Origin of the sequence: Selenomonas sp. AB3002 (genome assembly GCF_000702545.1) — a bacterium.
GTDB lineage: Bacteria > Bacillota > Negativicutes > Selenomonadales > Selenomonadaceae > Selenomonas_B > Selenomonas_B ruminantium_A.
The window spans coordinates 1,254,735-1,277,302 of record NZ_JNIO01000008.1 but is presented as its reverse complement, the minus strand read 5'-3'; the positions used below and the strand labels follow the sequence as shown (position 1 = coordinate 1,277,302).

The window sequence follows — 22,568 nt, the reverse complement described above, 5'->3', positions numbered from 1 at the left end:
AGAATAATGCAAATATAGTTTGCACTAGGAGAGATATTCATGAAATACTTGGCACATAGGAATCAAGAAGATGGCAGGGAACAGTTGATGGTTGATCATTTGTGGGGAATGAGCAAGAAAGCGGAAAAATTTGCAAAGGTGTTTGGTGAGCAAGAAGTAGGGCAACTGATGGGGTTATATCATGATGTGGGTAAATATTCAAGGGAATTTCAAGAATATTTATTACAAGGAGGTGGCAAGAAAGTAGACCACTCTACTGCAGGTGCATTGGAATTGGTGATGAAAAAAGGGATAGCGGGGATTCTGGTGTCCACAAGCTTGCAAGAATGCTATCAGCGTATTATAGGCGCGATGATTATAGCCAGTGTTTCAGTAGGCGATATAACGTTGCCAAGCTATCCTCTGGTGGAAACAGGTCTATGATGGTTCATTTCAGGAGCATGCTTGTGGATGAGCGTTTTGAAATATCAGGTAAGACCATTTTCTTGCTAGATGATATCGTAACCACCGGCAACTCTCTGATTGCAGGCAAAGAATTGCTATTGGAGGCTGGAGCTGCCAAAGTATATCCCCTGGCCATGGGCAGAACCGTGCTTGAGCCGGAAACTCCCTACGCCAATAAGAGGGAGAGAGAAAATCCTGTTAACATGGATGACAAATTGATTTTTGTAGATGAGAAATGGCACTGATGTATGGTTGCAAGTTCATAATATTATCTTAGAATTTGACTAATAGAGAGACTTTGGTGTATAATAAAAGCGGAGCTGTCAGGTTCTGCATAGGGCAGTGAACCTCGGGCGTGTACTCCCTGTCGAGTATTATGCCTATCGCCTTTATATGCGGAAGGAATGAGCAGGTTTTACGACGCGCATCTGGTGGGATGGGTCAACCTTCCGTAGTGCAGGCTTCTCTGTCTGGAGCAGTTGACTAGGGGTTCTAAATATGTTTATAATAAGGGCGACTAACGGGGGCAATCATTAGTCACCCGACCAGCAAAGCTACTTGCTGGTCTTTTTCTTTTTACCACCTGATGATATGGTTTGCCATCATCAGTGCAGGAAGAACCACTATCCTGCAGACGCCCGACTAGCCATACTTGACTAGCCAGGTGTTTCGGCATATAATTGAGGTTGACTAAGCTTGTGGAAATTTAGTCACCCGACCGACAATCACTTGTCGGTCTTTTCCCTTGCCGCCTCTCTCTGGCGGCGGAGGACACGCGCCTTTAAGGGCGCCACCTCCTTGCGGTGGGACTCATCAGTCTCCCACCACCTTGCGGCGGCAAGAGAGACGAGGGTTATTGCCCCCAGTCCACTGCCAATATAGGCAATGAACTTAAGAACTACGGCAATGTTTTCCAAAGTAACGTTTTCCATGATAAACACCTCCTAAGTGTGGCAGCGGGCTTTCGACGCCCATCATGGATGCTGCCAATCAAAAAATGCACGAACCTTGACATAATCTAAGATTCATGCAACAATAATATTGGCAGGAAAGAGGAACGACAGTGCCGTGTCGTTGCCCCTCTCTCCGTGCCGTGCGCTACTTGCAAGCACATGGCATACAGGATGTTCATTGGGTTAAATCCCGAAATACCACTTCAGGATTGCTTGGATTGCTGCTGCGACTAAGGCTTTAGCTACTGCATCAAGCACCCAGAGGAATCTTTCCTGCATGCTCCTACCACCTTTCATGGGCACGGTGGAAAACATGAGCTGTCAGTTTTTTAACGAGGACTGAAAGCTTGACCTCGCACCCCCTAATGTGGACGCATTAGGGGGTATCATTTATTTGGCTGCCGTAAGGTAAGGCATACTGGATACTTCTTGAACAAATCCAGCGATTCATAGGGGACTAGATTTTATCTTAAGAAAATTTACTATATTTGATAAAGACAGGTGCGCATCACAAAGTTTCAAGTATGACGGAGGGTTCCTGGGAGGGGTATGAAGTTCTGGGGGTGGCATTTGTGGCAGGTTGGTGGCAGGAAGCTTTGAGGTTGATTGCTGTGGATGTATTTAACAATCACCCAAGCGGTGGACATAGGGATGGAGACATTCTTTTTTGAGAAATAGATAGCTTAGAGATGATGTTTCACTATTTTGTGGGCGTATTTATGGCATGTTTCAATGCGGGCTGATTTGTGGTAACAGATTTTTATGTTGTTTTTAGTCCGTTTGCCACGTATAGTGAACATTTTCTGCGTAATTGCAGGCGTTAAAGAGTTATACTGGACAATTATGTACGCATTGAACGGACAAAATCTGTAACCTCCATATGCCCTTTTATAAAACACGCCCGGATTACAGTGGAATCAAGAAGGTTTACACCATTTGGCTCCTAAAATCCTGGAGATTTTTTTACCCTACGCCAAGAACTCAATAATATCAATGGTTCATGGCGTTTTCGGTAGCGTTATAAAACTTGCCATACGAAGCCCTAAAATCGTGCTTGAAATGCCGTGACCCCTTGTGAATACTAGGTTTTGGAATTGTAGGTTAAGTTTTCGGCGGGATTTTAGACTGGATATGCATGGAAACTTCTGCAGACAGAAATCTCATCAACTGCTATCGTATGACAGAACGACATTTAGTTTGGAAAGTATAAGGAATTTCAAGAACATTATGACTCGCTCAATATAGTGATAGTATACTTGGCACTTGGGCCAGTGCGAAATCAGATGCTATCTATGCTACAGGTCATATTCCAGAAAATCAATAAATCAGCAGAAGAGAAAAGTAAAAATCTCAAGAAAAAGTTCGATATTGAAGTCACAGGTGAGATGGAGTAGGAGCTGAGAACGATGTGTAATTTGAGCGAAGGCATTTATGAATGTGGCAGAGATGATGAGCGTGTAAAAGCAATTCAGAGCGTAATGGCAAGTTTGAAGGTATCTGTACAACCTGCAATGGAAATAATATGTATTTCGGAAGAGGAACAAGAAAAATATGTAGCTGTTATAAGCAGTTGAGAACGATATGCAATTTGAGTGAAAGCATTTTTGATTGTGGCATGGAGCAGTTGGAAAGATAAGGTAAGAGAAAAAGGAGTGCTAAGCAATGGGGCTTAACAGTTATGTGGCAAGGGAACCTAGACCCCTTCCAATTTTTATACTTGCCGATACATCCGGAAGTATGATGGGCGGAAAAATAAATGAACTGAATCTTGCTTTGCGTGAGATGCTTACTACATTAAATGGGGTGGATGATATACGAGGCAAGTTTCAGCTGTCGATTATTACTTTTGGCGGTGAGGTAAGACTTGTTCAGCCTTTGGAGGATATCACAGGGTTGTCCTTATCAGAACTTACTGCGGGTGGAAACACACCAATGGGGCAGGCATTTGAAACTGTGCAGAAAATGATCGAAGATAGGGGGATTGTTACGTCCAGAGCCTATACTCCTACAATTGTTCTGATTAGTGACGGTATTCCTACAGATTGTTCTGAAGAGATGTACAGCAGAAAGAATTATTTCGATTGGGAGCCGCTTAAAAATCTTCATTCAGGAGTACGATCGGCTAAATGTCAGCGCCTTGCATTAGGAATCGGAGATGATGCTGATACTGAGATGCTTAAGGCTTTCATTGATGATCCTGAGGTTCCGGTAATAAGAACGAAAGATGTTTCTGGAATTGCCAAATTCTTCCGATGGGTAACAATGTCAACGGTTGCTCGTATGCATAGTGTCAATCCGAATGAAACATCTGTCGTAGCTCCTCTGTTTGATATTGATGCAGAGGATATTGTCATATGATCGCCAAGAGTGAGCAGCATGGAGATTATACATTTGTGACTGTTTCAGACACGGGAGTCAGTCATGTAATCCATGGAGTTACAAATCAGGACGCAGCAATGTTTATAATCGAAAATGAGGACTTTGCAATGGCTGTTTCTGATGGTGTCGGATCATGTGCAAAGGCAGATGTCGGTTCTCAGGCGGCAGTGACTTCTGTGAAGCTAGCATTTTATTCAGTTAAAGAGGCGCAGAATGACCATGATTGTAGCAGGCTGCCGGAAAAAATTATAGCCGAGTGGAAGAGACTGTTAGGAGGCATGAAAGCTGATGAATGCTGTGCTACTTTAAAGGCTGTTATGAAATTTGGAAATAAGATTGTGCTTTTTTCCATTGGTGATGGAATACTTGCAGTTACATCCAGAGGGATGCAGTGCTGTGCTCCAATAGATACCAATTTGTTCGCAAATCAGACAATGTGTTTAAATAAAGGTGTTAAGGCAGATGATTTCTGGACATCAGAGTTCAGGCTGGATATGTATGTGCCTTATGTAATATTTGCCTGTACAGATGGGGTTGCAAATGGAATTCAAGAAGGCAAAGAACTGGAACTGGTAGCTTCGATTGAAACAGAGACATCGGAGGATGAACTTCAGAAAGAGTTGGAGACTCTGGTGATTGATATATCAGAGTTTAGCTCAGATGACCGAACCGTAGGAGTTGTAAAATATGAGCGAAAGAATGCAAAACCTGATTGGTGAGACGATTATCACTATAGAAGGAAATAAGCATCGCTTAGAGAAGATGGTCGGATATGGATCTCAGGGAATTGTTTATGAGGACAGCACTGGGGCCAAAATGATAAAGCTTTATTATCCATCTGGATCAAAAAATATAGATGAGGATATTCTGGAGCGCCTGCATTTTATCCGCGAGGTTAAAGTTCCGCCTAATTTCGTTGCAATTGAGGATATTGTGAGTGAACCATATGTTGGATATGTCATGGAAAAGGTGGTGGATCATAAGCCGTTGAATTCTTATCTGATTCCGGATCAAAAAATACCTTTTTTTGAATGGTACAACAAAGGCCTTGGGCTTAGGGAAAGAATTTTCATAGGTTACATAATTGCGAAGGCATTCGGAGCGCTGGAAAGGGTAAATCTCTCGTATTGTGACATTTCCGGCAACAATATTCTGGTAAAAACAGGATGTAAGACCGCATCGATAAAGATGATAGATACAGACAATATCTATATTGCTGGAAAAGGTGCAGCCTCTGTGCTTGGTACGCCCCGTTACATTGCACCGGAGGTTATTAACAGGCAGAGGAATCCTGATGTATTATCAGACAATTACTCTCTTGCAGTTATTTTATTTGAACTGCTTAGGGTCGGTCATCCTTATATAAGCGATAATATTCTGGACGGAAATCCAGAGGATGAAGAAGCGGCACTTGCTGGCAAGTGCGAATATGTCACGGATGACAATTCTACAAATATGTTACCTGCTGATGTTGTGTTTACTGATAAGCTGAAGAGACTTTTCCGTCGATGCTTTGTTGACGGTAAAACTAACAGAATGATGCGTCCTTCAGCTCAAGAATTTGAAGTTGCCTTGTTGGAAGCTAGCAACAAGGTAATCAAATGTCCTTCATGCGGAGCATGGTATTTCCCAAGAAAAACCGGAATTGCATATGATGGGTGCCCTTGGTGTGATTCAATATCTAAGCCTAAGGCTAGACTGAATTTTTACGATGTTTTGACAGAAGGCGATGATTATAGGAACGGAAATATTATTAATGGCAGTCCGCAGGGGAAACTGGTTAATTCTTATATTTTAAGAGATGGGAAAAATCAGATTAAAAGATTGTATGTTCTCAGATATGATAATCCGTCACAAACAGCAAGGGTAGCGGATAATTACCTTTCTATAGCCAAAAATGATGACGGATATTGGGCTTATAATGAATTTTCCAAGAGCGGTGTTGTGATTAGAAAGCTGAGAGCTGGTACTTATGCGGTAAAAACTGCAAGAGGTACATCAATCTCAAAATGTAAGGAACATGAATATATTAATCTAGGCAATCATGAAGCGGTCAAAATTGAAAATGGAGATTGCATCTATTTTGAGTTAAATGTAACCATTAAGATTGGCGGGAAAAAGTGCTCCTTTATTCGTATGGCTAAGTTTTTGGAGGAAGTGCAATGAAGATATCTGAAATTTATTCGGCAATGGGGCTTAAGATCAAACTTAGCTATGAAGATTCTTCTGCTGACTTTCAGCCCGGTAACTTGATTCGAATTGAACCGACACATGAGAGATTGGTATTTCTTGCCAGCCAGTATGGGAAAAATGTGCAGAGCAAGAAACCTGTGCTATGCAAGGCTGGCCCTAAAATAGCAGATTATCTTTTGGATCTATTTGAAGGTGAACGTGAAAATGCTTATCGTTGTATGTTTTTGACCCATGTGGTGGAGAATGAATGCATAGTAATACAGACATACATATTTCAGTCTGTGACGGAGTATAAAACACCTATAAATATTATCGTGCCAAATAAACTACAGGAAGCGCATTCTATTGAAAAATTACGGCAGGATTATATATGGGATCAATTGGGAATTCCAGCGCTGTTCTGTTTGAACTATAAAAACAAAAAGAGACAGAATGCCAATGTTCGTTTTATTGGCGGAAGGAGATATTTAGTTGCTCAGAATACTGCACGAGGAATTATTGCAGAGAGCGTAGCCTACCTGAAGGACAAATATGATATCCCAGTTGATATTTTCGTTGCTCCAGAAATCAAATTTATACCGATGTCGGATATTGCTGAGGTGAATGATGCATTATCAGCAGATTTGGAGAAAATTTCCAATCCAGCGTCATACTTTGCCAGGTGGGAGGCATACGATGAGCTGAATAAAAAGCTCCTTGAAAAGGAAAGCGAGGAGTTCGGAGAAATTACGTATACATCATATGATTTCCGGGTTGAGGTGAACGGTATCACGTATGAGTTCAACATCGATCAGGAGCTGGATGATTCGCTAATAGGTAAGGAAGTCGGAGCCTCGGAAGCGGAAACTGTCGCAGAGCAGATTGAAAAAAATGCTCGCCATAAGAAGCAGATTGGTGTTGGTAAAATTAAAAAGGTCACAGATAGTAGAGTGATTACGTTCCTTGAGGGCGAAGATGATACGGATTTGATTCCGAAAAAGGGGGTCTTGAAGCTTTATACAGCGGGGGAACATTATATCATGAAGCGCAGGCTTGCTGCGAGAGAACGAATGATAAAGCACAGGTCACCTATAAAATCTATTGTAGCTTTGATAGAGTCTGGCGCTTCCAGTTTTGAAATGTTGAATTCCTGGGGGAGCCATAAAGCGGTTACGGAAGAACTCAGAAGGAACTTCAAACGTGCAGCTGAACTAAATCCGGAACAGGTAGCCGCTCTTGACATAGCAGTTAATACCCCGGATATTGCACTTATTCAGGGGCCTCCTGGAACTGGAAAGACTACGGTAATCAAGGCAATCGCAGAGAGGTTCAGAGAAATTTTTGAGGCTGAGCAGAGGCAGTATCAAAAAATAAATCCTGAACATATACTTCAAAGCCCTAAAATCCTAATCTCCAGCTTTCAGAACGAAGCAGTGGACAATGCAATTTCTGCACCACTGCCGGGAGATATTCCAGCCTATCGAAAAACAGCGAAAAGAACATCTGAAGGTAGTAAAGAACAGTATCAGAAATCCTTGGATAAGTGGTATACAGGGTTGAAAGAAGCTATTAAGGATATGATTGAAGATAAGACAGCCTCTGAATTTATATCTCAAAAGAGACTGCTTGACGATGAATTTCTTTCGTATAAGAATGCTGGAGAGCCGATAGAAAAAGCGGTGGCGTTGATAAAACGCTATTTGAGCTATGTGAGTATACCATATCCTAATGAAACTATTGCGATTGCAAAAGAGATTATTACTGCCGCGACAGAGCCCGGTGATGAATATGAGAATCCTATTATTAGAAAGATAGAAGCTCAAAGAACCTCGCTGGAGAGTTTTAAGGATGATGGTCAGCGAAATGCTAGACGGCTAATTGCTTATATTAGGATCAACGATGAACTGGGAATATCTGATGTCATTAAAGAAGCGATTGAGGCGGTATGCGACGATGCATATTCTTCCGAAGATTTTGAGCGATATGTGAAGGCTATTGGAAGTTTGCGCAAAATTTTTTGCAGAAAAGAAAGTATCATTGACACCAAAGATACAGAGAAAGTCAATGAATGTATATTGAAAATTGCTAATACCTTCTCTAACCATTATCTTAGTACTCTTTCCAGCATTGAGAGCAAGAAATCCTTGATCCTAAGTGATTTCCTGGCTCGTATGGGGCAGGATTACGAGATGATTGTTAGAAAATATTCAATGACGACGGCAGCTACTTGCCAGACAAGTCTGGATTTTCGAGATCGTGCTGATAAAATATATGATCTTGTTATAGTTGATGAGGCTGCAAGAGCTAATCCGCTAGACCTGTTCATTCCTATGTCCATGGGAAAGAAAATAGTGTTGGTTGGCGATCACAAACAATTGCCTCATATGCTTGAGCCTGATGTGTTAAAGTTGCTTACAGCGGATCCAAGATTCAGAGACATTCCAGAGATAGAAAAGAGTCTGTTTGAAAGACTGTTTGATATGTTTTCAAAGGGCCAAAAACCGAAAGCATTGCCTTTAACACAGCAGTTCAGAATGCATCCGGAAATCTGCAATTTTGTGAGCGACGCTTTTTATGATGGCAGATTGAAGACAGCAAAAAACATCACTTCGGAGATGAGAGCAAGCTCGTCTGAGATTAATCATGGGAAGGCACTGGTGTTTGTGAATATCCCCATATCCAGAGGTGCTGAAACTCCGGGCGTTTCCAAAAGTCGATGGGCAGAGATAGAGGTGATTGGCAAGGATGTTCGCCACATATTGGATGTGGATCAGAAAACAAGCATTGGAATCATCACATTCTATTTAGCACAAGCGCAAATGCTCGAAAAACATTTGGACAGTTTCCTGAACGATGATGAGAAGGCCAATATTGAAGTTGGTACAGTTGACGCTTTCCAAGGAAAAGAGTTTGATTATGTGCTGTTGTCCTGTGTTCGTTCCAATTCTCCAGGAGGTGGAAAGGCACCGGTTGTAGGCTTCTTGGAAAAACCGAACAGATTGTGTGTAGCTTTTAGCCGTTCTATCAGGCAACTGGCAGTCTACGGAGATGCGGAAACGCTGATACAAATTCCTTGTTTTTCTCGTTTATATGAAATCTGTGCAGTTGAAGGGGGAGGCTGCTATCGTGAATGCTGATATATTGAGCATGAGAAGATTTGATGCCAACGATCAGGCTATCGATATAGCCTTGCCGGTTCTAGCAATTGAGTGTGAAGCCACACCTCCAATGGAAAATTTCCTTGATGCATATGAGGAGGCGGTTTTGAAACTGGTATCGTTAGGATTATCAACAGGGGGGATTTCCAAAACCTTGAATGCCACCGAGAGCCTTGTGGAAGAAATTCTTACACATCTTGAGGCTAAGGAGTATGTGCATAGAGAAATAGGAAGACCATGGGAACTCACAGAGAATGGAGAAGAATATTTAAACGGGGGGATTCGGGAACGAGCGTCAGCTGATTCGCAATATGGCTATATGTTTGTGAATGCAATAAAAAAGGAGATTCTGCCATACTTTCACCAGGGAGATGTGGGGACGATATCTTTATTCAGGGGAGGGCATCTTCCTTTGAAGCTGACAGCGGAGGGAGGTGAAGCACAAACCTTTGCGCCTGTTGAAATAAAGCATGCGAGACTAAAAAAGGCATATAGAGCATATTTTCGTAATCTTAAAGTTGTTGACGACTATCTTGAAAGTGCTATCCCTAAAGAGGAGGCTTTTGACCTGTTTTTCGATCTGGAGTCCTTTGATGAAGAGGAAGATGAAGCTATAGAGAGAAATTTCCAGGAAAACAAAGCAGGAAGACTTCCCCAAAATATGTTTATTAGAGCTCTCAGGGGGAAGCCGAAAAACTTATATCTCAGGATGAGAATCATAATTGATCCTAGTTATCCCGGGGGATATCGTGCCGAGTCACCATTTGATTTTTATGGAGTTGATGACAATTATTTTCTGCGCCAGATTCAATGGCTTGAACAGTCAGAGAAGGCGTATTTGGACAATGAGCTCATGCAGGACTTTTTGCATAGAGAGATCTGCAAGCTCAGCCCATCATACACAAACGCTCTTAAGGATTACGGTGTATTTGTGCTGGAACGAATGCCGATGCTAAGCATATATCGATCCAGATTTCCGTATGTATACGAGGATATGGAGAGAATATACGGATTGATGCAACGACAAAGTAGTCTTCTTGAAAAGGAAAACATCGTCAATAACCTTGCGCGATGTGTTGTTGAAGCGCTATTTAACATATATTTCCGTTCCGTAGATCAATCTCGACTTGAGCAAATTCGGCAGAAGGCTTTGGATGATGTGAAAATCTATGGATGCGAGGAATATAAACAAAGGATTTGCGGGAATGCTGGATTGTCTGGTGATACATTGCATTGGGTCACCTGGAAATACTTAAACACGATTTTGAATAGAATCAACATGACTTATGGCAATAGTATAGTAGAAAAATTCATCAATATGCTTGTCATAGATTATCATCTGAGTGATGCACAATTACATAGATTCCTGACTCAAAGAGACATCCAGCGTAAATATATTCTTATTGATAAGTTAAATCGTATCAGAAGAAAAGTATCGCATGACACAGGCGATAGATTTGTAAATGAAGATTATGAGTTCTACATGGAAAATGTATTCGAGCTAGTGAATGGATTGCTTGATGGTTTCAGGGGGGACGAATAATGCCAAAGAGAAATAAGAGCAAGAACACCAATGCTACGAAGCCTGGGAATGCCCAGAATGTGATGATTGAGAAATCAAATGAAGAAGTAAAGTCGTTTACGTTTGATGATGTTGAAGCTAGCATCAGTCAAGCAGAATTTGATGCAAAAAAGAGCCAACTAATCCAGCAACTGCTGGAGGATATAAGTGGTTGGGAGGATTCTAAAAAAGTTGCAGAAGCGGCTGCTCAGAAAGCACAGGATTCCTTGGAGCAGTTGGAAAAGAAAGTAAAAGAACTATCAGATCAACGAGACGAGTTGCAGGAAAAACTCGATGCTATTCAAAAGAAATATTCTGAGGCGGAGCAGACTGTAAAAAGTGCCATGAACAAGGCTGAGTCTATAAGGCTTAGTGCGGATACCTATGCTGAGGATGTTAAACGAGCAGCTGACGAAGAATGTTTGAAGAAGCTGAATGAGGCTGCGAATGAGGCTAGAAAGGCATGGCAGACCAAGATAGATGATCTTAGTCGTCAAATTCAGGAAATCGCTGAACAAGAAGCGGCTTTGCATGAGGCACAGCGACAACTGGATAAAGAAAAACGCTTTGTGGAAGATGAAAAGGAGGCTCTCGATGAGCTAAAGGAGGATCTTCAGGCACGTAAAAGTCGTTATGAAGCGGCAAATCCGATGAAAATTGCACGACTTGAAACTGAGCTTGCAGATGAAAGAAGTAAATATGCTGTTCTGCAGGAGCGATATCGTGATCTTCAAAAAAGACTTGAAGATTTGCAGGTTCTTATGGATATCGTAAAAACAGAAATCAATGATCCTGAAAAGGGAACTCGGATTGCATCTATGAATGAGATTGTCTCATCCTTACAGAAACTAAAGGAAGAATATAACCGCCTTGCGTCAGTATATGAGCGTTATCCTAATGATGCAGCGATTTTCGCGCTAGAGGAAAAAGCACGCAGGGCGGATGGGCTTGAACGAGCGAATGAAGCACTTGAGCTTGAGCGGAACAGATATCGCGAAGAAGTTATTGCCGCAAGAAATGCGACTAAAGAACTGGAAATTGTTAAGCAAGAGGTCGAGGCTACTAATGCCTTGAATGAGCATTTACTGCAGGAATTGGAAAGCCACAAGACTGCGCTTGAAAGTCGAACAGGTGATACCTGCCCGTCTCTTTCTAAGGTTGATATGGAGATCGAAGCAGATGATTTTAAAGCTGATATCATGAAACGTATGCAAAGATCTGAGCTTTTGAGGCTGAGCGATATAGTGTCACATGTGAAAAACTTTGCTGGAAGCCGTTCGAAAGAAGAGCAGCTCTATTATACAGATAACGATATTCGGGCATTTCTTTCTGGCATGGCTGTCAGTCGCTTGATTATCCTCCAGGGTATGTCTGGAACTGGAAAATCTAGCTTGCCACGCATTTTTTCTGAGGCGATTTCTGGATTCAATAGATTGATACCGGTGGAGTCTTCGTGGAGAGATCGAAATGAACTTCTGGGATATTACAACGATTTTAATAAAAAGTTCAATGCAAAGAGCTTTACAATCGAACTCTACAGAAGCAGCAAGGAACGCTGTCAGCCAATACCGACATTTATCGTTCTGGATGAAATGAATCTGGCACGCATAGAGTATTATTTTTCTGATTTCCTGGCAATACTTCAGGAACCAAATCACGAAAAGTGGCTAATTGAACTTGTGTCTTCAGATATGAGAACTCTTCCGATGGAACTTCCGGATAGTGTAAAAGCAAAAATGCAGCGAGAAGCTCCTACTATATTTGCAATTTGGGAAAAAATTGAGCGCAGCAGACAGGGGGATATCAAAGCAGAAACATCTGATGAGGATAAGGAATTACTTACGGCATATTTAAGCAAGCTCGGCCAGTTGACTGGTGCGAAAGATCTTATTGATGGGAGAAAAATCAAGGTAACGGATAATATTTGGTTTGTTGGGACAGCAAATAGGGATGAATCTACGTTTGAGATCACTGACAAGGTCTATGACCGGGCGCAGGTGGTATCTCTTAACAGAAAGGGCGTGTCGGCAGGTAATTATACTCCGGTGAGTGCTAAATTTATCTCTGCTGAAAAGCTGCAGGCACTATTTCAGGATGCAATCAACAATAATAAACACATAGAGGAAGTAAAAAATCGACTTGAAGCGCTAGATAGAGTATTGATGGAAAAATTTAATCTGTCATTTGGCAACAGAATCGTTACTCAAACAATCAAATTTGTGGGAGTGTACACCGCGGCAAACGGTCAGGTTAATGATGCTTTGGATTACCAGATTTCAACAAAGATTCTGCGGAAGGTCATAAACAGCGATGATGACAAGGCATTATATGACTTGCTGGACGCAGTGAAGGATTATCCAGAAACTACAAGATTGCTTGAAAAACGGTTAAGTGAGTTGATGTAAATATGAGGGTTTATTATCATTCAGCCTTGGAGCATAAGGAGATTGTTCCAGACAGTACTCTGCGTACTGTGCCATGCAAGGCTCGTATAGAGTTGCAAAGGGAAAAGGCAGATGCTGATTGCGAAATCTTTTATGACGGAGATATCAAAAACCAGGATACAAAGTATATCGAGTGTGTAGGAGAAGCTGATCTGGTAGTACGACAGAACGGACAGAAATATACATATAGTATCCGTCATTCAATTCATGTCATGCCAGATGAGTATGCGCAAGCATATGAGTATTTTTTCGAAGAATATCGTAATATGAGTAAAGATGAGATTAGCGGCATACGATCTGGAGACCTTAAAATATATGCCGTTGATCAAAGCATCGAGGTCGTTCCCTATACAGATGTTTTCAATCAGATACAAACTGCATATAAAGCTTTTAAGCTGATTTGCGAAAGACCGAAATCTCATTTAAAAGCAGTAAATGAAGTGCGTCCTATCGAGACGGTCAAGAGAATAGGATACGAGTCTATTCCCTATTTGGCGGCGCATAGTGAAGATTGGCTGGCTCGTACAGCAAGTGGGCTAAAACCGGCACGTCTGTTTTCAAGAGTAGAAGAGGAGGAATTTCAGATCTATGAGAATCGTGTGGTAAAAACACTGATTGATCTTATTATCGGATTCCTTCGGAAAACTGAGAAACGGCTTCGTGATCAGAAAGATCAGCTCAATGGAATCATGAACAGCAGTGTTCAGACGGGCTGCTTCGGATTTGATGTAACTTTCCAAAAGGCTGTATCAGAATTGATGTCGTCTGATAGTAATGGAGAAAAATATCGTTCTAAAAGGTTGGATGAGATAAAAAAGCTGCAAGGAATAGCATATAAGCTGTTGAAACGCTACCGCGCACTTAGGCAGACAAGGCTTTATCGATACCTCAAGAAAGCGAGAAATGTTTCAAATCCTCTGAGCGAAACGAATATACTGGTGCTGGATAAGCATTATAGTGTTGTCTTCAAACTGTGGAAAACAATCCATCACAAGATTGCACCACGCACGCATAAAGTGGAGGAGCGTGTCACTTTTGAAGATGCCTGTGATTATTATCAGCAGTTTTGTGCGTCCTTATGTGGTTACGCCGCACATGTCCTCAACTTTGAACTTCTTGGCAACGGCCATTATGTTCGAAAAAATGATTATCTTGAGCTAACCATCTCCTGTAAAGAAGGTGGGCTGGTAGATGTGATGCTCAAAGATGTTAAATCGCGAAAAGTTTGTGTTCCGCATGGAATTGATGTGCCAAATGTTGCAAATACAAATAAACACCGTATATCATATGATGGGCAAGATTTGATATGGGCAAATGATATAACAGAAGAAGAAATAGATTCATTCTGTAGTCTCCTCAAAACAAAAGGGAGTAAGGATCGTGGTGAGAATCATGAAGAAAGTAGAAAATATTTAGCGTTAAAAAGCCTGTTGGAAGAATCCAACCGTTCATATCCTAAATCAGTCGTTAAGGAATTTGTAATCATACCCTTGGCAATCGAGTTAGGGACAGAGAATCGCACGAGTTTTAAGGCTTTAATGGATACGGTCGCGGGGAATATTCTCAAGGAAAAATCAGAGGTTGAGATTGTAGTTGCACTTCCAATTTGCAATGAAAATGAGCAGAAAGTGACCGAGTATGCTAGAGAGAATGGACAGATAGTATCGATTCTCCCGCTGACTATGTTTGACATCAATTCCTTCCGCCGACTTCAGAATGTGTTATACAGACAGATTATTAAAATGGAGAAGATGTCCTGCCCGAATTGTGGTAAGGAAATGCGTATACATGCAAATCGATCGGTTTGCGATAATTGTAACCAGCTCACACTTACCAAGACGATTTGTCCTAATCCAGAATGCAAGCAAGAATATCTTTATATGGGGTATGATGTTTCAGAGGATACCATTTCAGAGATGCAAACAATTAATAGTGAAAGCTTCTTTGAATGGGACAGTTTGTTTCAATATAAAAACGTCGTAAATATGACTGTGCAGAATGGAAAAATTAAGACCGTATGCCCCCGTTGCCACCATAGCTGATAATATAGATATAGGCAGGCTTATGTGACCCGCCGTGTAGGCGGCTTAGAAAGGAGATTAGTGCATGATAAGGACAAATGGATATAAAGAAGAATTTCGAGAAGAATATGGTCACATGGATATTTAATAAGCATTGTAGCTTTTCCTAATCAGAAAGGGGGATGTCTGATGACTAAATTATCAAAAAAATAGCCGTACTTGTTGCCGGGCTAATACTAGGGCTTTCCTTTGGAAGCATGAGTGAAGTAAGTGCCTACAGGGAGCCTGTATTTACGACGAATCTGGGCGGCCTGCCCATAAGCTGCTCCGTCTATGCAGAGCAGGTGGGGATAGGGAGCATACATACGGGGGATAGTCCGCAAGCGGTTCAAGCCCAATATGGGAGTCAAAAAAATATCTCCGATGAAGGTGGGATCAGGCACTATTATGATGGCATGATATTTACCTTCGTGGATTTCAGCGGTGAGAAGAAGCCTGTTCTGGCTGACATAAGAATTACGAAGAACATGAAAGTAGGGAACAACGCTACGCCTGCCGGAGTTGCTGTGGGAATGTCAGAAAATGTACTGACTCAGGCTTATGGCATGGCAGATGAGGTGTATATTGAGAAACATACGGCGCCCAAGCTGTCTGAGGCACAGAATCAGAAATATGACGAAAGATTGAATCGGACAGTATATATCTATAATGCCAACGAATGTCTGTCCATGCACTTTATCGTGAGAAATGGCATCATCACAGAGATTCACATACACCTTTCGGATTAAAGAGGACGGAGGCTGATAAGCGTGGATAGAGTATTGGTCGTTGGCAGTTTGAATATGGATTTTGCAGTTTACATGGACAGACGGCCGCAGGCCGGGGAGACTGTCATGGCGCGGAGCATGAAGCTGGTGCCGGGGGGCAAAGGCGCAAATCAGGCGTATGCCTTGGGGAAGCTGGGGGCAAAGACTGCTATGATTGGAGCTGTGGGGGGCGATGCCTTTGGTAAGCAGCTTCTGGAGAATCTGGAAAGTGTCTCCGTGAATACGGCGGGGGTCCGAAGAATTCCCGGGGCAGAAACCGGCAAGGCTTTCATAGAAATCGAAAGCAGTGGCCAGAATAGCATCAGCGTGATTGCCGGAGCCAATGCTGCTGTGGATGAAGCGCTGGTGCGGGAACAAGAGGAGCTGATTGCCCAGGCTGATGCTGTGGTCATGCAGCTGGAAATACCAGTCCCCTCCGTGGTGGCTGCGGCCAGACTGGCAAAAAAACATGGCAAGACTGTGGTATTGGATCCGGCTCCGGCAAGGCCTGACCTGCCTGATGAGCTTTGGTCAATGGTTGACATAACCAAGCCTAATGAGACAGAGCTTGCGGTGCTCACAGGGCTGCCGACCGGTACGGAGGAAGAAATAGTGACAGCCGCTAAATCCCTGCTGGTTAAGGGCGTGAAAAATGTGCTGGTGACCATTGGGGGCGAGGGCACTTTGTGGGTGACGGCAGATAAAGTGGAAAAAATTGCTGCTTATAAGGTCGAAACCGTTGATACAACCGCTGCGGGTGATTGTTTTCTGGCTGCCTTTGTGAGCCGTTTTACCGGCTGCAATTTCGTCGAAGCCATGGATTTTGGCGCCAGAGCAGCGGCCATTGCTGTAACCAGGCAGGGGGCGCAGACTTCGATTCCTACGTCAGCAGAGGTTGAGAGCTTCAACTGAATGATTCCGAAATCAAGGGCTTTTTGGTTGGTATTGTATTCTTGCTGCCAAGTCTTCTACGGTGCTTTCTTGCTGTCGTTAAACCTCCGGGTCCCAAAAATCCGGATGTTCGTGCTTGGCGTTTTTTACTGTCGCCTCATAAATTTGCCATGTGGATTTTGGCCGCAGCAAAGTCAAATCTTCTGTCTCTGCCAGCCTGCTGAGTATCGTTTCCACAAAAACCTGCATATTAGGGCTCATGCCAATGCCGGTTGCACGTTTTCGCTGCCACCATTCGTATTCTGCCCGGAAGGTGAATTTATCACGACCATAGGCTTTAGCTGCCCCAAGGCAGTCACAGATCAGCTCTACGGCGTATTTGTACGGCATATCCTGCGGATATGCTCCGTGGTCGAAATTATCCCACCAAGCCTCGTAGTGATGAAGATTTCGTCCATGATGATGAATCCAGGCCATGGATAGGCCATTGTTTTCCTTTTTGCATATTTTTATGGGTGAAATCTTGCCATTATAGTATTTGACACTTTCGATAAACTCTGTCGGTGAGAACTTAGACCAGTCATGCATAAATCCCTGCCAAGGAATCCCCGCAATACAGCAAAAGCGAAACACCCAGTACTTGTGACGCAGAATCATCCAGGTGTGGCCGCAGACACGCTTTACCAAATTCATAAGCAAAACTCCTTTTCTGCTAACAACATACCATCTCAGTAGAAAATCTGCAAGTTGCGCTTTGGCGCCATTGAAGATCGAGAGTTAAATTGACATATGACAAAAATATGGTAAAATATGATTAAGACATATGTCAAAAATGGAGGTTGATGATGAGCAGGCCAATGAAAAAACGCCGGGTAAGTGCCCTGCCTCCCTGCACGCGTTTTATGCCGCAGGAGGGCGAAGATGCTCCGGAGGTCACTATTTCTCTGGAGGAATATGAGTGCATTCGCCTCTTGGATTACGTAGGCATGACCCAGGAAGAATGTGCCAGGCAGATGGGGGTGGCCCGCACCACGGTGCAGGCTCTGTATCTGGCAGCCCGCAAACGCATGGCAGGCTGTCTGGTGGAAGGCCGTCCTTTGGTCATCAGCGGCGGAAGTTTTGAACTTTGCCCTGCTTGTCAGCGCAGCCCTCATCCAGTGCGATTATCGATGCAGAAAGGAAGCAACAGCCCTATGAAACTTGCAGTTACCTATGACAACGGCCAGATTTTCCAGCATTTCGGCCATACGGAAGAGTTCAAGGTTTACACCATTGAGGACAATGAGATCAAGGAATCCCATATTCTCTCCAGCAATGGTGTTGGCCATGGTGCTTTGGCGACCCTCTTGCAGGAAGAGGACATCAGCACCTTGATTTGCGGTGGCATTGGCGGTGGTGCCCAGAATGCTCTGGCCCAGGCTGGCATTACCTTGTATGGTGGTGTTCAGGGCAGTGCCGATGAAGCAGTAAATGCTTTTCTGGCAGGCAAACTGGCTTATGACCCCGCTGTTCACTGCGACCATCACGGCCACGGCGAAGGCCATAGCTGCGGCGGTCATGGTCATGGCCATGGTTGTGGCGGTCACGGTCATGGACATGGTTGCCACTGATTATCAGCAATACAGATTTAAGGTGCTCGGCAAATTGTCGGGCACTTTTCTTTATACAAAAAAGAGCTTGACCTGAAACAGGTCAAGCCAGAGCTTACGCACGAGGCCATGTGCAATCCTAAATTCCAGGCCAGAATCCTGACGGAAAAAGGCACGGAGCTTTTCATCTCCTGTGGCCTCTGCGTAGGCCACGATGCCATCTTCAACGCCAGCTGCCCCGGGCCTGTCACCACTCTGGTGGTCAAGGACAGACTGCTGGCATATAATCCCTTGGGAGCCATCTATTCCAGCTACTGGAAAAGGACGCTGGGGATTATGGAGGAGGGGGGAGTATGAAATTCAATTGCTGAAAAGGTGATAGCATGAATACCCAGGGACTGTGCTGCTAAAGCGTTGCCATGCAGCGAGCAATAGACTGCTTTAGCCTCCCTCAATACTGTCCTCATGCTGCCTGGCGGTTCGTTCTACCACTTCCTCGTAGCCGGTCAGGGCTGCGAAGGGGGCGAACTGGGCAGCTCTTTTTTCTAGGGGCATGCGGGGGCAGCATCTTGGCTCCGGTCGTGGGAGGTCTATGAGGTCGGCGTATTGCTCTATTTTTCTCTCTATCTTCATCATGCCCTGTGTCCTCCGATTTCGCTGTTGCGGGCAATGGTGCGGGCTTCTTCTTTGAGATTGGCCGCCTTCAGGATAGCGTTTTTGCCGAACTTGTTCTTGATGGCTATCATGGTGTGCTGCAGGGATTTTTCTTTTTCCTCTGCCAGTCGGGCAGCTTCTTCCTTTTTGGCTGTGCCCTCCATATCACTGAAAAGATCAAATTCTACCGTGGCTTCTTTTTGTCTGGCTGCGCTGTCTTCATTTATCAGCCTTCCCATGGTGACGGTAATGCGGCGGACCAGGAGGGGCGGGCTGATGATACGGTCGTAGAGGGCCAGGGTTTCCCGCAGCAGTTCCCTGGTGGAGGAACTGTGCTTTTTGAGGCTCATGGTGCCGTGGGCTGGCTTGGGCACCTTTCGTCCATAGTGGTCAGTATGGACGGGTCCGCTGTACCCTTGGGCGATGTTTTCGATGTCATAGCCTATATCGAGGACTATCTGATTGGTCATGAGTTTCTTGGCCACCAGGTCGAGGATAAGCTGGTCAGCCATTTCCCAGACGATGAGGCGTGCCTGTTCATGGGTGTAAGGGCAGTGCAGCACCTGCCCGCTGCTGAGGCTGGTGGCAGATGGACGGTAGGATTTGATGGCCTCAATGGTGCAGGGCTCATATCCCCAGGCATGGTCGATCAGGAGTTCTGCATTGATGCCAAATACCCTGTACAAGTCCCTTTCTCCTTGGCTGTCCAATGACTTGCGGGCCACATCTCCCATGGAATACAGCCCCATGCTGGCGAGCTTGTTGGCATACCCTTTGCCCACCCGCCAGAAGTCCGTGATGGGGGTGTGGGCCCACAGCTTTTGCCTGTAGGTCCTTTCGTCAAGCTCTGCTATCCGCACCCCGTGCTTGTCTGGGGGCATGTGCTTGGCTGTGATGTCCATGGCGATTTTGGCTAGGTAAAGATTGGTGCCAATGCCGGCGGTGGCGGTAATGCCGGTCTCTGCAAGTACTTCCCCTATCATTTTCATAGCCAGTTCACGGGTAGTCAGCTTGTAGGCAGCAAGATAGGGGGCGGCATTGATGAAGACCTCATCAATGGAATAAGTGTGTATGTCCCTGGGGGCAATGTACCGCAGGTAAATCCCATACACCCGGGAACTGTAATCCATGTAGAGAGCCATGCGGGGAGGGGCCACGAGATAGTCGATGGCAAGGCTGGGATTCTTCGATAGTTCCACAGCATCGCAGGACTGCCCTTCGAGTTTATGGCCGGGAGCATAAAAACGGCGGGCGCCGTTGGCCTCGCGAATTTTCTGCACCACTTCAAAAAGCCGTGCCCTCCCCGGTATGCCATAAGATTTGATGGCGGGGGTTGCGGCAAGGCAGATAGTCTTTTCTGTACGACTCTCATCAGCAACTACCAGATTGGTGGTCAGAGGGTCAAGTCCCCGTTCCACGCACTCCACTGAGGCGTAGAAGGATTTCAGGTCAATGGCAATAAAGCAGGTCTTTTCCATTTTCATATCATATCATGCTCACGTAACGTTTTTTTCTATATTATTATATTTTAGAACTATTGTTCTCGTCAATAAACAATGTGTTCCCCGTTTTATTTGAAAATGTGGGAAGGACAGGAGTGGATTCCATGCGGCTCCTGGGGGATGCTGCGGTGCAGAAGCTGGGGCAGAAGCTTGTGGTGCTGGGAGGAAGCCTGCTGGCATTTCTGGGCTTCCTGGCTCACCAGACCAGCCTCTATGCAGCCTTTGGCTTGCTGGCGTTTTTGGTGGCATTGCAGGCCCTTATTGCAGCTTATGTATACAAGAAAGTTTTGTGAGGGAGGATGTTATCATGTTGGCAGATAATCATGTGCATACGGAGTTTAGTGATGATTCTCGTGAGCCTATGGAGGAGCAGGCGAAAAAGGCTGTTTCCCTGGGGCTTGAGGAAATGTGTTTCACAGACCATGTGGACTATGGCATCAAGAAAGACTGGGATGAGGGAAATATCGAGTATCGCGGCGGCGATGGCATAGGCACACCGGCAGATGAACTGGAGCCTATGGCCAATGTGGATTATCCAAGGTACTTTGAGAAATTCAGCCAGGTCAAGGCAGATTTTTCCAAGGACATAGCTTTGCATTGTGGCTTGGAATTTGGTGTGCAGGTTGGCACTATCCCCAAGTATGAGGCTTTGTTTGAGAAGTATGCAGACAAGCTGGACTTTGTATTGCTGTCCATCCATCAGGTGGACAACAAGGAATTCTGGAATCAGGAATTCCAGCAGGGCCGTAGCCAGCAGGAGTATAACGAGCGTTACTATCAGGAATTGTACGAGGTGATGAAAAACTTCAGGCATTACTCGGTGCTGGCCCATCTGAACCTCATCAGCCGCTATGACAAGCAGGGGAAATATCCCTTCAAAGCTGTCAGAGACATGGTGGCGGAAATCCTGAAGCTGGCCATAGCTGACGGCAAGGGTATTGAGCTCAATACTTCCTCCTGGCATTATGGACTTGATGACACCATGCCTGCCAGAGATATCCTGCGGCTATACAAGGACTTGGGAGGGAGAATCATCACCATTGGCTCCGATGCTCATTCGACGAAGTATCTGGCTGACCATCTGGAGGATGCCAGAGCTATCCTGCGAGATGAGATTGGCATGAGGGAAATCTACACATTTGAGAAGATGGAGCCATTGGGGCATAAGCTTTGATATAGAGCGAGGTTGATGGCATGAGAAGGATGGAATTGAAAAGAATAGACGGTCAGTTCACGGTCTGTAAGCTTAAATCGGTAGCAGATATTGACCTGCATCAAGAATTCTATTTTATTGGCAGGACAGATGAGGAGATATCTCTTGTCTGCAAAACAGAAGATACACCGGTTGAAACGCTGGAGCGTGACGATGGCTGGCGAGCCTTTCGCATATAGGGTACTCTTGATTTTTCTCTGATAGGCATTTTGTCGAAAATATCAGCCATACTGGCTGAAAACAAGATAGGCATATTTGCGGTATCTACCTACAACACTGATTATATTCTGGTCAAGGAAGATAATTTTGAGATGGCATTGATGGCCTTGGAGAAAAACGGCTATAACATAGTATAGCCGCAGGGGCGGTTTTGAGTTGCCCCACAATCCAACCAATTTTTAAGAGAAGTCGAGCTATCCTTTTCAGTGGGTATAGCCTGTAGCTTTTGTTTTAATATCGCCATGTTGAGGGAATTTCGATCTTTTCCATGAGGACCTCCTCAAAAATAAGTACCAGAATATATGATGCAGCAAACTGCTTGCCACATCGACGATGGAATCGTAGCACTGTTTGTTCGTTTATGTCAACTGCCAGGGATATGGAGCATGTGCAGATGAGGGAGTTTCCTAAAAATATTTTCATGCTCGACAGGCTCTGGAGAAATATCGGCTTTGGCTATCTGGGGGAGGAAATCAGGCGATAATGTAGAATACATAACACATATAAATAGGATAGGTAGCATATATTGGATATATATGTTTTAGGAAAATGACCTCTGGCA

21 protein-coding genes and 1 pseudogene are annotated in these 22,568 nt (G+C 44.2%); 18 read left to right on the top strand and 4 right to left on the bottom strand.

What is annotated here, in order from left to right:
- The first annotated feature begins 39 nt into the window (after positions 1-39).
- Together P159_RS0114095 and P159_RS0114090 are read left to right on the top strand one after the other, a co-directional pair.
- Complete coding sequence (locus tag P159_RS0114095) at positions 40-423, top strand: CRISPR-associated endonuclease Cas3'' (protein WP_029545012.1); 384 nt, start codon at positions 40-42, stop codon at positions 421-423.
- Positions 424-446: 23 nt separating this feature from the next.
- On the top strand, positions 447-689 hold the full coding sequence (locus tag P159_RS0114090) for a phosphoribosyltransferase (protein ID WP_185753755.1): 243 nt from the start codon (positions 447-449) through the stop codon (positions 687-689).
- A 480-nt stretch (positions 690-1,169) separates the two neighbouring features.
- Here the strand turns inward: P159_RS0114090 and P159_RS0114085 are convergent, their stop codons facing one another.
- Positions 1,170-1,376 carry a hypothetical protein gene (locus P159_RS0114085; protein ID WP_029545009.1) on the bottom strand — a complete coding sequence of 69 codons (207 nt, stop codon included), beginning with the start codon at positions 1,374-1,376 and terminating at the stop codon, positions 1,170-1,172.
- Between the two features lie 1,427 nt (positions 1,377-2,803).
- On the opposite strand from P159_RS0114085, the gene P159_RS20775 reads away from it, so the two are divergent.
- The 10 genes from P159_RS20775 (at position 2,804) to rbsK (ending at position 16,850) form a co-directional block, all read left to right on the top strand.
- Positions 2,804-2,971 (top strand): hypothetical protein, encoded by a 168-nt coding sequence (locus P159_RS20775; RefSeq protein WP_185753754.1) that lies wholly within the window; start codon positions 2,804-2,806, stop codon positions 2,969-2,971.
- Positions 2,972-3,059: 88 nt separating this feature from the next.
- On the top strand, positions 3,060-3,755 hold the full coding sequence (locus tag P159_RS0114065; protein ID WP_029545008.1) for a VWA domain-containing protein: 696 nt from the start codon (positions 3,060-3,062) through the stop codon (positions 3,753-3,755).
- Complete coding sequence (locus P159_RS0114060) at positions 3,752-4,495, top strand: protein phosphatase 2C domain-containing protein (RefSeq protein WP_029545006.1); 744 nt, start codon at positions 3,752-3,754, stop codon at positions 4,493-4,495. The genes P159_RS0114065 and P159_RS0114060 overlap by 4 nt, the downstream gene beginning before the upstream one ends.
- Entirely contained in the window at positions 4,464-5,942 is a 1,479-nt protein-coding gene (locus tag P159_RS0114055; RefSeq protein WP_029545004.1) for a protein kinase, read from the top strand. Before P159_RS0114060 ends, P159_RS0114055 begins: the two co-directional genes overlap by 32 nt.
- The gene (locus tag P159_RS0114050; RefSeq protein WP_029545002.1) at positions 5,939-9,085 is read left to right on the top strand and encodes an AAA domain-containing protein; all 3,147 of its coding nucleotides are present in this window, start codon (positions 5,939-5,941) and stop codon (positions 9,083-9,085) included. The genes P159_RS0114055 and P159_RS0114050 overlap by 4 nt, the downstream gene beginning before the upstream one ends.
- Complete coding sequence (locus P159_RS0114045; protein ID WP_029545000.1) at positions 9,075-10,649, top strand: hypothetical protein; 1,575 nt, start codon at positions 9,075-9,077, stop codon at positions 10,647-10,649. The genes P159_RS0114050 and P159_RS0114045 overlap by 11 nt, the downstream gene beginning before the upstream one ends.
- Complete coding sequence (locus tag P159_RS0114040; protein ID WP_029544998.1) at positions 10,649-13,072, top strand: hypothetical protein; 2,424 nt, start codon at positions 10,649-10,651, stop codon at positions 13,070-13,072. Before P159_RS0114045 ends, P159_RS0114040 begins: the two co-directional genes overlap by 1 nt.
- A 2-nt stretch (positions 13,073-13,074) precedes the next feature.
- Positions 13,075-15,153: a DUF2357 domain-containing protein gene (locus P159_RS0114035; RefSeq protein ID WP_080706009.1), complete on the top strand. Its 2,079-nt coding sequence runs from the start codon at positions 13,075-13,077 to the stop codon at positions 15,151-15,153.
- Between the two features lie 236 nt (positions 15,154-15,389).
- Positions 15,390-15,920, top strand: a complete 531-nt coding sequence (locus P159_RS0114030) for a hypothetical protein (protein WP_029544994.1) — start codon at positions 15,390-15,392, stop codon at positions 15,918-15,920.
- A 21-nt stretch (positions 15,921-15,941) separates the two neighbouring features.
- Positions 15,942-16,850: a ribokinase gene (gene rbsK, locus P159_RS0114025; protein WP_029544992.1), complete on the top strand. Its 909-nt coding sequence runs from the start codon at positions 15,942-15,944 to the stop codon at positions 16,848-16,850.
- 78 nt (positions 16,851-16,928) lie between these two features.
- Here the strand turns inward: rbsK and P159_RS0114020 are convergent, their stop codons facing one another.
- A complete protein-coding gene (locus tag P159_RS0114020) occupies positions 16,929-17,522 on the bottom strand; it encodes a DUF5662 family protein (RefSeq protein ID WP_029544989.1) in 594 nt (197 codons plus the stop codon).
- Positions 17,523-17,674: 152 nt separating this feature from the next.
- Between P159_RS0114020 and P159_RS0114015 the strand changes: the two genes are divergently transcribed.
- Together P159_RS0114015 and P159_RS0114010 are read left to right on the top strand one after the other, a co-directional pair.
- Positions 17,675-18,439, top strand: a complete 765-nt coding sequence (locus tag P159_RS0114015) for a DUF134 domain-containing protein (RefSeq protein WP_029544987.1) — start codon at positions 17,675-17,677, stop codon at positions 18,437-18,439.
- Positions 18,440-18,472: 33 nt separating this feature from the next.
- Positions 18,473-18,775 carry a DUF1847 domain-containing protein gene (locus tag P159_RS0114010; RefSeq protein WP_318253645.1) on the top strand — a complete coding sequence of 101 codons (303 nt, stop codon included), beginning with the start codon at positions 18,473-18,475 and terminating at the stop codon, positions 18,773-18,775.
- An 84-nt stretch (positions 18,776-18,859) separates the two neighbouring features.
- Here P159_RS0114010 and P159_RS0114005 read toward each other — a convergent pair whose 3' ends face one another.
- Positions 18,860-19,054, bottom strand: coding sequence for a hypothetical protein (locus P159_RS0114005; RefSeq protein WP_080706008.1), 195 nt, complete (start codon positions 19,052-19,054; stop codon positions 18,860-18,862).
- Positions 19,051-20,550, bottom strand: a complete 1,500-nt coding sequence (locus P159_RS0114000) for a DNA methylase (RefSeq protein ID WP_029544982.1) — start codon at positions 20,548-20,550, stop codon at positions 19,051-19,053. The genes P159_RS0114005 and P159_RS0114000 overlap by 4 nt, the downstream gene beginning before the upstream one ends.
- 119 nt (positions 20,551-20,669) lie before the next feature.
- Here P159_RS0114000 and P159_RS0113995 point away from each other — a divergent pair, with 119 nt between their 5' ends.
- From P159_RS0113995 to P159_RS21275, 4 genes and pseudogenes are all read left to right on the top strand, one after another.
- Positions 20,670-20,867 (top strand): hypothetical protein, encoded by a 198-nt coding sequence (locus P159_RS0113995; RefSeq protein WP_185753753.1) that lies wholly within the window; start codon positions 20,670-20,672, stop codon positions 20,865-20,867.
- A gap of 14 nt (positions 20,868-20,881) precedes the next feature.
- Positions 20,882-21,748: a histidinol-phosphatase HisJ family protein gene (locus P159_RS0113990; protein WP_029544979.1), complete on the top strand. Its 867-nt coding sequence runs from the start codon at positions 20,882-20,884 to the stop codon at positions 21,746-21,748.
- Between the two features lie 20 nt (positions 21,749-21,768).
- Positions 21,769-21,966, top strand: a complete 198-nt coding sequence (locus P159_RS21280) for a hypothetical protein (RefSeq protein ID WP_318253590.1) — start codon at positions 21,769-21,771, stop codon at positions 21,964-21,966.
- 15 nt (positions 21,967-21,981) lie between these two features.
- Positions 21,982-22,143: pseudogene (locus P159_RS21275) on the top strand (ACT domain-containing protein); the annotation flags it as partial.
- Between the last annotated feature and the right edge of the window lie 425 nt (positions 22,144-22,568).

What these genes read in the sequence shown, in the direction of transcription:
- P159_RS0114095 (WP_029545012.1), top strand. Translation starts at nt 40, where the DNA reads ATGAAATACTTGGCACATAGGAATCAAGAAGATGGCAGGGAACAGTTG.
- P159_RS0114085 (WP_029545009.1), bottom strand. Translation starts at nt 1,376, where the DNA reads ATGGAAAACGTTACTTTGGAAAACATTGCCGTAGTTCTTAAGTTCATT.
- P159_RS20775 (WP_185753754.1), top strand. Translation starts at nt 2,804, where the DNA reads ATGTGTAATTTGAGCGAAGGCATTTATGAATGTGGCAGAGATGATGAG.
- P159_RS0114065 (WP_029545008.1), top strand. Translation starts at nt 3,060, where the DNA reads ATGGGGCTTAACAGTTATGTGGCAAGGGAACCTAGACCCCTTCCAATT.
- P159_RS0114060 (WP_029545006.1), top strand. Translation starts at nt 3,752, where the DNA reads ATGATCGCCAAGAGTGAGCAGCATGGAGATTATACATTTGTGACTGTT.
- P159_RS0114055 (WP_029545004.1), top strand. Translation starts at nt 4,464, where the DNA reads ATGAGCGAAAGAATGCAAAACCTGATTGGTGAGACGATTATCACTATA.
- P159_RS0114050 (WP_029545002.1), top strand. Translation starts at nt 5,939, where the DNA reads ATGAAGATATCTGAAATTTATTCGGCAATGGGGCTTAAGATCAAACTT.
- P159_RS0114040 (WP_029544998.1), top strand. Translation starts at nt 10,649, where the DNA reads ATGCCAAAGAGAAATAAGAGCAAGAACACCAATGCTACGAAGCCTGGG.
- P159_RS0114035 (WP_080706009.1), top strand. Translation starts at nt 13,075, where the DNA reads ATGAGGGTTTATTATCATTCAGCCTTGGAGCATAAGGAGATTGTTCCA.
- P159_RS0114030 (WP_029544994.1), top strand. Translation starts at nt 15,390, where the DNA reads ATGAGTGAAGTAAGTGCCTACAGGGAGCCTGTATTTACGACGAATCTG.
- P159_RS0114020 (WP_029544989.1), bottom strand. Translation starts at nt 17,522, where the DNA reads ATGAATTTGGTAAAGCGTGTCTGCGGCCACACCTGGATGATTCTGCGT.
- P159_RS0114015 (WP_029544987.1), top strand. Translation starts at nt 17,675, where the DNA reads ATGAGCAGGCCAATGAAAAAACGCCGGGTAAGTGCCCTGCCTCCCTGC.
- P159_RS0114005 (WP_080706008.1), bottom strand. Translation starts at nt 19,054, where the DNA reads ATGATGAAGATAGAGAGAAAAATAGAGCAATACGCCGACCTCATAGAC.
- P159_RS0114000 (WP_029544982.1), bottom strand. Translation starts at nt 20,550, where the DNA reads ATGGAAAAGACCTGCTTTATTGCCATTGACCTGAAATCCTTCTACGCC.
- P159_RS0113990 (WP_029544979.1), top strand. Translation starts at nt 20,882, where the DNA reads ATGTTGGCAGATAATCATGTGCATACGGAGTTTAGTGATGATTCTCGT.
- P159_RS21280 (WP_318253590.1), top strand. Translation starts at nt 21,769, where the DNA reads ATGAGAAGGATGGAATTGAAAAGAATAGACGGTCAGTTCACGGTCTGT.